Below are 12,366 nucleotides of genomic sequence, written 5' to 3' on the forward strand. Positions count from 1 at the left end.
CGCAAATCAATCTAGTTTTATTTTACCTTGTTTACAGTCTTCAACTAACGCATCGAACTTTTCTTCGGTTAAATGCTCGTGATAAAAATCACCTAATTGAAGCATAGGACCATAACCACAAGCCCCTAAACATTCTACACCTACAACACTAAACATACCGTCATCGGTGGTTTCGCCTTCTTTAATACCCAACTTATTGCAGGCATAATCCAACATATCCTCGCCTCCACGGATACTGCAACATGATGTACGGCAAAATTCGAATGTATATTTACCTCTTGGGTGTTGATTGAACATGGTATAAAATGTAACCACCTCATACACCTCAATCGGATGAACTTCCAATATCTCGGCAACCTTATTCATTAAAGGAACACTCAGCCAATTATCATGAGCATCTTGTACTGCATGAAGAACCGGCAACATTGCTGATTTTTTCTTATCTGCAGGATAGTGACTGATAAACTCATTGATGCGAGTCATCAGTTCTTCCGTTATATTTATCTCTTGATTATATTCTCTTTTTTCCATTATGCGTCTAATTCTCCGGCAATAACATTTATACTTGACAATGTAGCTACCGCATCCGAAAGCATTCCTCCTTTGATCATTTCCGGAAATGCCTGATAATATATAAAACAAGGTCTGCGGAAATGCAAACGATATGGAGTACGCGAACCGTCAGTAATCAGATACATACCCAACTCACCGTTAGCTCCTTCCACCGAATGATATACTTCTGCTACGGGAACGGGAATTTCTCCCATGACAATCTTAAAGTGATTTATAAGAGCTTCCATGCTTGTATATACTTCGTCCTTAGGAGGAAGGTAATAATCAGGCACATCCGCATGATAGTCACCTTCTGGAAGATTATCTTTTGCCTGACGAATGATCTTCAAGCTTTCTTTTACTTCCGAACAACGTACACAGAAACGATCGTAAGTATCTCCCGATTGACCAACCGGTACTATAAAATCGAAATCTTCATACGAACTATATGGTTTTGCTACACGCACATCATAATCAATACCAGTTGCTCTCAAATTTGGACCTGTAAAGCCGTAATTCATAGCCTTTTCAGCAGAAATAGATCCTACATTTACCGTACGATCCATAAAGATACGGTTTCTCAGATAAGCTCTTTCGAGCTCATCCCAAGCTTTTGGAAACCCTTCAAGGAATTCGTCCAGTTTTCGCCATGCAGCCTCACTCCAATCTCTCTCAAAACCACCAATGCGCCCCATGTTGGTAGTTAAACGACCTCCACAAATTTCTTCATAGATTTCGTAAACCAGTTCACGGTACTTCATTACGTATAAGAAAGGAGAATATGCACCTAAATCGACACCTAAAATACCATTGCATATCAGGTGATCGGTAATACGTGCCAATTCCATAACAATAACACGCATATATTGTGCACGCTTAGGAACTTCTACCCCCAAAGCTTTTTCTACGGTCATCCACCAACACATATTATTGATTGGTGCAGAACAGTAGTTCATACGGTCTGTCAACGGAGTAATCTGATAGAATGCTCTGTTTTCCGCTATTTTCTCAAAAGCTCTGTGTATATAACCAACAGTGGTATCGGCATCCAAAATACGCTCTCCATCCATAAGCAGTATATTTTGAAATACACCGTGTGTGGAAGGGTGCGTAGGGCCGAAGTTTAGAACCGACAGCTCGCGCCCATCTTCGGGAGTATGCTCTCTTAAGATTTTCGCAAAGCGATGTTCGGGGTGTAATAATAGGTCTGACATTTTCAGTCTTTAGCTTATATTATTTCTATTGCCATATCAGTTAACTATAACGTCCTTTAGTTTACGGCACTAACCAAAGAGACATAAAGGTCTGAGACCTTATTTGGGTTGATAGTTATTAGTTGTTCTACCAAAGAAGCGGTCGTCTTTATCACTACGTCCAGAGTCTTCTAATGGATATTCTTTACGCATCGGAAATGAAGTCATTCCATCGTCATTCAATATACGCTTTAAGTTTGGATGTCCGATAAACTTAATACCATAAAAGTCATAAGTTTCTCTTTCCATCCAATTGGCTGCAGCAAAAATATCGGTCATTGTATCAACCTCTACTTTTTCGCCATTCAAGAAAGTTTTCACCCTCACTCGTATATTATCAACCCAGTTATGTAATAAATATACAACTGCAAACTGAGCCTCAACATTATTATCCGGATAATGTACTGCACAAAGATCTGTCATGAAATTGAAACGTAAAGCTTCATCCTCTTTCATAAAACGAATTACGTCTTTTATTACAGAAGGTGCAGCTTCGAATGTTAGAATGTCTTGTTCCATTCTAAAATTCAGAACATCTGTTCCAAATTTTTCTGCTATTTTATTTTGAATATCGATAGTTTCCAATGACATTATATACTGTATTTATAACAGGTCTCCGACCTTATTCAAATTTATATGACTCTAAAAGCTCCTGATACACTTCAGATCCTCTGCGATGTATAGATTCACTTTTTACGATCTCCTGCAATTGCATCACACCATCCAATATCTGTTCGGGACGAGGTGGACAACCCGGAATATACACATCTACAGGTATGATTTTGTCAATACCCTGCAGGACTGAGTAGGTATCAAAAATACCTCCAGACGAAGCACAAGCTCCAACAGCAATAACCCATTTAGGTTCTGCCATTTGCTCATATACATGACGTAAAATGGGACCCATTTTTTTAGAAATAGTTCCCATCACTAGCAACATATCGGCTTGACGTGGAGAGAAGCTGTTACGCTCGGCTCCAAAACGCCCCATATCATAGGTTGACGCCATAGTTGCCATAAATTCGATACCACAACATGATGTTGCAAAAGGAAGAGGCCACATAGAGTTAGCCCTAGCCAAACCAATTACATAATCAAATTTGGTAGCAAAAAAGCCATTCCCGGTATATCCATCCGGTGCAGGTACTATGTTTATTTTAGTTGATTCACTCATGATTCATGTTTTAAGTACTGAATAATAACGTTTGTTATAACCCTACCTGTAACAAGTTTAGTTTACAATAATTAAGGCCTTAAAACCTATTTTTCCCACTCTAAAGCTTTTCTCTTTACAATATAAAGATAGCCTACCAATAGAAGAGCTATAAAGCCTCCCATCTTTAACAAGCCAGCAAGACCTATTGTTTTAAAATTAACAGCCCAGGGGTACATGAAAATAATCTCGATATCGAAAAGTACGAAAAGAATAGCCACTAAGAAATATTTGACTGCAAAAGGAGTACGTGCATCACCAATTGAATCAATTCCACATTCAAAGTTTTGATTTTTTTTAGATGATCGGTGCTTAGGACCAAGATAGTTTGAGGCAAGTATTGTACCAAATACAAATACAACTGAAAATGCCACTTGCATCAGGATCGGTACAAAATCATATAGATTCGATTCCATAATTAGTTCTTTAGGATCTTAAAATGACAGATAGATACATTTCTCCTACAAATATAAACCTTTTCCTTTCAAATATCATCTATTAGCTCATATATTTTATCAATATAACACACACTGGCACACACAGAAAACAAAAAAGCATCATTTTGTCAAGCCCACCTTACAAATTACCTCATTAACTTTTTCTAGATAGTTTGTCACTTTATCCTATAAGTAATAAATGCTATCTATACATTAAAGAAGCATCTTAAAAAGAACAAAATATTCCCACAAACAACCCATCTTTATAATTTTTCAAGTAATTCCTCTTTTTTCATATGGGGAGTAAGTATTTCGAAAATAGCAATACAAACAAATACAGTAACCACGATGCTATTTATTATCAAAATACTTATGAAAAAGCACACAGGGATAAATAAAAGCAACACAAGAATAGCAATTGAATGAGAGACAGATATAGTATGACTAGTTATCCATTTAAAAACCATATTGGTTAATAGATAAATGACCGGACCAAAGATCAACACATACAACGAAGTATATGTTACTGTCGAAGAAGGCTCGCTTCCAACTAATTCATCACCCACCGCACAAACAATAATTGCACCCACCAATATTACATGCACAGCATGATATTTAAGACCTAAAAGCCCGGGGTTAACAGAATGTCGTATTTTGTGGATAGCGGCTTCACTACTAACATCAAAATAGATCCACCACATTGATAAACTGCCTACAAAAGAAACGAGAGCTGCAATGATCCGTTCAGCAGTCCAAACTTCAACTTCGCTAAGTGATAAACCTGTCATTAAGATAGTTTCGCCAAAAGCTATAATAACAAACAATTGGCATCTTTCAACCAGATGATGACCATCGATAGTCCATTCTTTACCCGAATCGGAACGTCCCAAAAAGGGTAAATAAAAGCCAAACATAGGAGAGACGTAGTCTAACAGAACTGCCATTGCCCATAATAACACACGAATATATCCGTCATTGAAAGCTCCTAAAATCCAAAGAAAAGCTGAAATGCACGACCAGCCTAATATTCGTTTAAAATTAGGTGTAAGGTGATGATTATTTCCTAATAAGAATAATATTACCAGAGTTCGCCCAACTTGAATTGCTATATAACAAATAGCAAAGATGAGTCCTCTATCTTCAAAAGCTTTGGGTAGCGAAGCAGCCATCAACAAACTAACGAGCATCACCCCAAACAATATTAATCTAATGGGACGTGTATCGGGGTTAAACCAATTGGTAACCCATGTAGTATGTTGCCACACCAACCATACTCCAAACCAGAGTATTGTAGTCTGAATGACTCCCAGAAAATTAAGGTGATACAACAAATAATGAGAAAGTTGTGTTACTGCAAACACATAAATCAGGTCGAACAGAAGTTCTGAATATGAAACCGAAGCATTATGATCGCCTCGCTTTCTCAGTAATTGGTGTGACTTACGTTCTTCCATATGATAATCAAATACTGACTGTTACTCAGTTATTCTATAGAACGAATAAGTCCTTTATTTGTTTAGCTTATAAAATAGTGAAAGCTGCCATTTTCATGACAACCTCCGCTGTTTCTTATTTATTTTTCCTTAAAGCAGTCTATATCCAACTGTAAAGAAAGCATTACGATTATATATACTAACAATTCCTTGAGAAATATTACTCAAACCATATTCGTTGCCGTTAAAAAGACTTTTTTATAATATTCATAGTATACCTGTTTGATATTTATAATTCAAGATTATTGTTACCGGTGTATTTTAAGACTTTCTTGATACCATCGAGATTATCATTAAACTGAGCCAGCTGAGCGATAACCTGTCCGATTTCATTATCCTTACTTATTCCCGCTAATTTATTATTTTTATTAAATATTTCTTTAATATGTTTCCATCTTTCGACTTCGGAAAAAGTAAGTTGCCCGGCAATTTCTTTCAACCTCAACAAATTCGCCTCACTGTCAGAAGTTAAGGTTTGTGCCTCGCTAATGTAATGAGATAGAATAAGCTCTTCAACCTCTTTCTGATTCATCAGCGGAACAATCTGGCAAACCATTTTATTCATATTCCGATACGAACCTTGCAATTTAAAAGGAGGTTCTACACGATAAGCATCTTGTGTGGCTGCACTTGATATATAATTTTGATTTACTTTAAGTACAATATCCCTTACTTTTAAGCTGCTTTTGGCGACTGCGATGAAGTCATCTACATCTTGTTGTGTATAATTACCTTCCAAATCGGGCATATCCTCACTCCTACTCTCAATATATTCAATTAAATTATAAAAGTCAGAGAAACTACGTCCGGCTATCTTTTGTAAATAAGGATTCTCTATAATTGCATTTTCGAGTAAACTTAACTTAAATAAATGATCCGACGTACCTATCACATCTCCTAGATTATATACATCCGCACGATTGGCTAGCATATCGGGGATCTGAAATTTATCGCCACTTTCGGTATAAGGATTACCCGCCATAATGACGCAGAAACGTTTTCCTCGCAAATCGTAGGTCTTACTCTCGCCTTCAAATATACCATCCATCTTACGCTGCCCATCAGCTAGAGATATAAATTTTTGTAAAAATTCTGAGCTGCAATGCTGTATATCATCTAAATATAACATCACATTGTCAGCCATTTCAAAGGCAAGATTTATTTTTTTCAATTCCTCACGTGCTCCCGAGGTTTTAGCTTCTGCCGGATCAATAGATGTTATAGAATGCCCAATAGTTGGTCCATTTATTTTCACAAAATTCAACCCCATCGTTTTAGCTAAATACTCCATAAGAGTAGTTTTACCGTATCCGGGAGGAGAAACAAGCAGCAGCATTCCCATCCGTGAGGTACGCTTATTTTCACCTGCTACTCCCAACTGTTTCGCCAGATTAGAGCCGATCAAAGGCAGATATACTTCATTGATTAATTTATTTCTGACAAAAGAGGTCAAAACCTTAGGATTTAACTCATGCACCTTTAATGTCTTTTTATAATCAGAGACCAATCTTTCTTTTAGCTCAGAAAAACAATTGTATGCAGATACATTCTCAAGAGTAAAAGATTTCATTTTTCTAATAAACTCATGATAATCTATCACGTAATGACCATTATCCATTACAGCATGACTTCCTCTCAACTCATTAACATCTAAGATATCAGATGCAATCGTTAATGAATACGACTGGTTCTTCAGCAACAGCAGGCAGGCTGTTTCCTCTACATACTTGTTATATAGGAAATAATCATCTGATAATTCAACAAAAGATTTTAGCCAGTTCTGAACCAAATAGAACCTGTCTACAGGATTAAATGATTCATTACGAACATCTTCTTCAAAATTATTCGATAATTTATTTTTATATAAATATTCGACAAAAAATTTCCTCAAATTATCAGATTGCTCGCTATAGCTTAAGGACATCGAATCTGAAAATTCTTCAAACAAATAATTGGCAACCTGCTTTTCGAAGCCGATAGGTACAGTAAAATACTTATTCCACGATTTAAACAGACCTATAATCCGATCTATTACATATTGATAATTTGTTGAGCCCGGGAACGCTTTCAATACGATATTAGCCGAACTTATTAGCTTTGACAGATGCTCTTTTTCCTCCGCTTTCATCATATACCAGAAAAGTTGTGCTGCAACCCTCAAACGGGGAGGATAAGCCAAAACCCCTAACTGATAATGAACAGATTCCAAACAACGGAAAATATGTATAGCATCGTAATCGTGTACTCCTTTTAAATACGATTCTGAATAGTTTTGCTCAACTCTTTTAGATATAAAATCATTCAGATCAAAATCTTTAGATTTCTGCTTCTCCAGAAATGCCAAATACGCCAAATACTCGGATCTATATACCTTCGAATTTTCGGAAACAATTTCTTGCTCCCATAAATCTTTGTGTTTATAGATTTCATTTTCTTTCAGCTCATGATAAAAGCTCGTTCCGGTCAGATGATAGAAAAGCCTATCCTCTTTACGCACAACAGTCAAATCAAGCGATTGTCTGTTTACTGCAAACTTATAACTGCCTAATGATATTATATTTTCGCCATCAACAAACAGTTCATTTTTGTCTTTTAGTATACGCAGCGAATCTTCTAGGGAGGTTTTTAGGCTGTTTTCCAGATTTTCAGCCTTTGATACATCTCCAAGCTCTTTCAACTCTTCAATCAGTTTGCGGATCTTGTCGATCATCAGATCTGTGGAAAAGAATGCTTGTATTTCTTCTTTTGTTTTAAAAGATTGTGCTTTATTCTCTACATTCTTTAAAATGCGTAGACCGATTTGCTCCAATGAAGATGTACGCTTATTTATCTGCTCAATCAATTGGGCTTTCTTTCCATCAAAAGCCTTTACCAGTTCATTTCTTTTATCTGAAATTTTAATAATAAACTCATCAAAATCGGCAAACTTACTTTCCAGTTCTTCAACCTGTACACTAACCTTAGTAAAGTATTCATCACATTTTTCAGGAGAAGTAGCCAAGTCCAGAAAGTTGACAATACTTTGTTCCAACAAAGTTAATTGGGCACGAAAATCAGCCACCGATTCTTTGTTCTTCAACGAATCAATCTGTCTTTTGAGTTGTGCCCGAACTTCATTCAGTGAAGAAAATATGACAGATATCTTTTCCACAATACGGGTAGCCTGTGTCGTATCATCAATCTTTAGGCTATTCAGAATGTCAATCAGGAGTTCCAGTTCTGACGAAATTGATTTACAATTAGTATCAATCTTATTGGCGTCAATAACTTTTGTAACCAATTGCACTTGTTCTTTTTCGATACGAACCTTTTCTTCATAAGGGGATAATGCCTCATCTCGAAGAAGGAATTCTACCGTTCTATCCGATAGTCTTCCATTAGTGACAGCTAATTGCTCTTTAAGATCATTGACATTATTTAAGTCAATGTATTTGACATTAGCCAGTTCAAGAACTTCTCCTTGCAACTTACGTGTTTCAGCTAACGATTTAACTAACTTATCTAGTGTATCAAACTTTGCATTCTTGATACTAAACAACAAGCCTTCTACTTTCTCTTGAGTAGTAATCAAAACAGCCAACGAATGTCGCTTTTGCTCCTGAACCTTTTCAAATTCATCAATAGCTGTATTAGCTATTTCTTTTATCTGAACAAGAGGTTCGGCTATCGAATAAATTTCCTTGTTGGATGCCCAGAAAAAAGCATCTACAATATCGTTTGACTTCTTTACAATATCGCTGTATAATCCTTCATAAGAGTCTTCCTTATTTATAAGATAAATCACCTCCTGACATTCGGCCATTGCTTTCACAATATCCTTATTACCTATTTTATAAAGTAAGTTATCGGTCTTCTCGATATTTTCAATTAACTCTCTCTGATAGGGTGTTTTCCAGATTTGTACCTGATGATGCTTTGTTGCTTCATTTTCGGAACGGAAATATATTAACGAGCCATCCTTAAATAAGGTAAAGCCATTACATACAATTGGAGTTTCTACCTGCTGCCTAATTATATTATACGACATCAAGACATAAATATTCCGTTCGTTTTGATAGAAAATAAACAAATAATCTTCACCATTAGGAGAGGGTATTTTTCGAATAAATTCAAGATCTGTCAATTCACTCTCAAAAACTTTGTACTCTCCATTCTGCAAATAATATCCATTAGGGAATATTACCCCATGATTATCGGGTAATAATACCCCAATATCATTTAATGCCTTTATATTATGTACCTCTTTTGTTCGGGTATTAAATACAAAGGCTCTAAAATCCTCCTGATAAGGTTTTATTCGAATTAGAATCAAGTTACCCAAATCTGCATAATAATACTCAGCATCATCCAATTGCTGATCTTTGTTATCTACAGCTTCCGAATATATACCTTTTCCTGTTTGCGTATTATCTTCTATCTTAAAAGTAATATCACCGCCCATGGCTTCAATAAATACTTTGTCCTTAATAGAAATATGTGGATAAACCCCTAAACGACGATCTTCCAGCGTGGTCTTAATCCATTTGAATTCATGCTGAGGAGCTTTAGTCACTTCATGAATACTCCTGTCATCCTGATATATGAGTTTATTCCCTTTGATCAGCCATTTAAAAGCTTTAGCATCAGCTACAGTTTTTCCGGTTTGAAAAATCATATACAGATAATTCTCCGTTCTTCTGTACCTTGAGAAAATAGAATCGCGATAGTATTTATAGAGATTATTGTAGTCGTTAATAAAATCAGGATCGCTGATTAGATCCAAGGGCTGCGGTATAAACTGGTTGTCTTCAAATAAATATATACTAAAAACATCACTTAGCTGAATATCAGAACGCAATCCAAAATGAACATTATAACCGAAAATACATAGATTATCAAGAGCCATAATACCTCTTGATACACAATTATTCTCGGTACTGATGCGCTGATTGGCAATCAAAGAAAAATCAGTTGTATTAAATACTTCCTTGCGGGCTTCGTTTAACTGATTCAGACGCTTTTGAAGTTCTTCGCGCTGAGTCAGTAAACGTTTTCTTATTATCTCATATGTTCCTGCATCAAGTGTCTCAGCAGATCTATCCTCTGTGTCTTGCATATACTGTTTTTCAAATGAAAATTATCTCATCGGATTAATTAAGCAGAGATGCGATGTTTTATCACATCTCTGCAAGAAAAAGACAAAGTCGTTTATGATAACTTCTTATTGGATATCCCCAATGAATTTGACATATTAAGCAGATTGCTCAAAAATCCTTTGTCCTCACTCTCGGTACTTTGACTTTGCATTTTCAAGATAAGACCTGCAATACTCAGATTTTTAATATCTTCTGTTGATATATTGAATTTATTCACATAATATCTGATTCTGTCAAATAATTCACCTTCGGAACCATTTCCAATCAATGCTTTCTTTATTTGCTGAATATTTTCACTCTTATTCACCAAACTATCAAACCCTTTTGCATTTGAAACTTGCTTCACAATATTTTCGAAGAACATGGTCTCTCCACCAACGATATCGATATCAGCAGATTTCAATGCCTCTGACAATACCTGTGCCTGTGCATCGGCAATATCTTTTTGGATATTGATTTGTGCCATTTCAACATCTTTTTCTTTTTGTAACTGCAATTTGAATTCTTCGTGGTCTTTTCCTGCACCATCCAGTTTTTTCATTGCTGTCGCTTTTTCTTCTATACCCGTAGCTTCGGCTAGAGCTTTTTCTTTGGAAACTTCGGCTTCCATAAGACCTTCCTTACGTTTAGCCTCTGCTTTTGCTTCTATTCCTGCAGCTTCGGCTATCGATGTTTTCTCTATAATACTGGCTTGTCCGGTAGCAGAAGCAAATGCTTTTTCTCTTGTGATTTCAGCATCTACCAATCCATCCTTTCGCTTGGCCTCAGCTCTGGTTTCGATGCTGTAAGCTTCGGCTTTTGCTTTCTTCTCAATAATAGAAGCTTCTACAATACCTTGTTTCTCTTCAGCATCTGCTTTGGCTTTCATGATTTCTGCTTCCGCTAAACCATAAGTAGCATCTTCTTTTGCCTGAGCTTCGGCTAAAATTTTCCTTGCTTCGGCTTGTTTTGTTGACGCTTCTTTTTTTGCATCCGCATCTATCAACAATTGTTTAGCTCTTTCTTCTGCCGCTTTTTTATCAGCCTCGGCTCCTTTTACGGTTTTAATTAATTTCTCTTCCGCTTCCTGAGCAGCCATAGTTATACCTACTTGTTTCTGACGGTCTACCTCCCTGAAAGCTTCAATATCTTTGATATTTTGTTTTTCCTCAACTACTCCTTTTTCGAGCTGGACACGCTCACGGATTACATCCTGAATATTTTTCTTCTCAACTTCCAGAACACGTTCTTTTTCAATTTGAGCCAAAGTCACTATTCGTTCTCTTTCCGTTTGTTCTAATGCACGGTCTTTTTCTACACGTTCCTTTTCGATTGCTTCTGTTCTTTCTTTATTTTTTTCAGCAATAATTATCTGACGGCGCTTATTTTCTTCCTGTATTGCCAAACTTTCGTCTGTTGATATTCTTACAGTTTCAGACTTCAATCGCTCTTCTTCTCTTACTTTCTGAATCTCGGCTTCTTCACGAGATTTCACATTATCTATCTCTCTCTTTTGTTTCTCTTCTTTTTCAGCTAATTGTCTTTCCAATTCGAGAATCGCTTCACGTGCTTCAACATTTTGCTTTTTTATAACTTTTTCTTCTTCTCTGCGAATCAAATTCGCATTGATATTTTGAGCAGCGGTCAACTCGGTAATCTTGCGGATACCTTCCGAGTCGAGAATATTTTCAGCACTCATATATTTCATCTCTGTTTGCTCCAGATAATCTATCGCACAGTCATCCAAAATATAACCATTCAAATCGGTACCTATAATATTTATGATTTCGTCTCTAAATTCTCTACGGGCTTCATATAATTCTATAAAATCGAACTTTTTACCTACCGTTTTTAAGGCTTCCGAAAACTTGGCTTCAAATATATTTTTAAGTGTTTCTGAGTCACTGGCACGTTCACAACCCAATGTTTGAGCTACATTGATGACATCATTTACTGATTTATTGACCCGAACAAAGAAAGCAACTTTAATATCAGCTCGAATATTGTCTTTACAAATCAATCCATCATGCTGCATTCTTTCTATTTGAAGTTTTTTGACAGAAATATCCATTATTTCCATTTTGTGGAAAATAGGAACTACATACATTCCTTTATTAAAGGCAACATTAGTTCCACCGACACCGGTACGAACGATAGCCTTACCTTGAGGTATTTTTTTATAAAATGACGCTAAAATGCCTAAAAGCACAAGCAGGACAAACAGGACTGAGCCTACAAGAATGATAATAATGTGTTCCATAAAGGTTTTTTATTTATTTAGTTAGAATTATTCATGTGTTGCTG

At 36.2% G+C, this 12,366-nt stretch carries 8 protein-coding genes; all 8 read right to left on the reverse strand.

The features are described 5' to 3' along the window. Positions 1 to 6: 6 nt before the first annotated feature. Entirely contained in the window at positions 7 to 531 is a 525-nt protein-coding gene (gene nuoE / locus G7051_RS00130) for an NAD(P)H-dependent oxidoreductase subunit E (protein WP_166117553.1), read from the reverse strand. Then, positions 531 to 1,766, reverse strand: coding sequence for an NADH-quinone oxidoreductase subunit D (locus G7051_RS00135; RefSeq protein WP_166197555.1), 1,236 nt, complete (start codon positions 1,764 to 1,766; stop codon positions 531 to 533). Before G7051_RS00135 ends, nuoE begins: the two co-directional genes overlap by 1 nt. Before the next feature lie 99 nt (positions 1,767 to 1,865). Then, entirely contained in the window at positions 1,866 to 2,396 is a 531-nt protein-coding gene (locus G7051_RS00140) for an NADH-quinone oxidoreductase subunit C (RefSeq protein ID WP_166197556.1), read from the reverse strand. Positions 2,397 to 2,427: 31 nt separating this feature from the next. Beyond that, positions 2,428 to 2,979 carry an NADH-quinone oxidoreductase subunit B gene (locus tag G7051_RS00145; RefSeq protein ID WP_166197558.1) on the reverse strand — a complete coding sequence of 184 codons (552 nt, stop codon included), beginning with the start codon at positions 2,977 to 2,979 and terminating at the stop codon, positions 2,428 to 2,430. Between the two features lie 86 nt (positions 2,980 to 3,065). After that, entirely contained in the window at positions 3,066 to 3,434 is a 369-nt protein-coding gene (locus G7051_RS00150; protein ID WP_166117557.1) for an NADH-quinone oxidoreductase subunit A, read from the reverse strand. A 284-nt stretch (positions 3,435 to 3,718) separates the two neighbouring features. Then, on the reverse strand, positions 3,719 to 4,909 hold the full coding sequence (locus tag G7051_RS00155; RefSeq protein WP_166197559.1) for a low temperature requirement protein A: 1,191 nt from the start codon (positions 4,907 to 4,909) through the stop codon (positions 3,719 to 3,721). 268 nt (positions 4,910 to 5,177) lie between these two features. Further along, positions 5,178 to 10,043 (reverse strand): DNA repair ATPase, encoded by a 4,866-nt coding sequence (locus G7051_RS00160; protein ID WP_166197560.1) that lies wholly within the window; start codon positions 10,041 to 10,043, stop codon positions 5,178 to 5,180. A gap of 92 nt (positions 10,044 to 10,135) precedes the next feature. After that, entirely contained in the window at positions 10,136 to 12,322 is a 2,187-nt protein-coding gene (locus G7051_RS00165) for a flotillin family protein (protein ID WP_166197562.1), read from the reverse strand. Positions 12,323 to 12,366 lie beyond the last annotated feature (44 nt).

Source organism: Dysgonomonas sp. HDW5B (genome assembly GCF_011299335.1).
GTDB lineage: Bacteria > Bacteroidota > Bacteroidia > Bacteroidales > Dysgonomonadaceae > Dysgonomonas_A.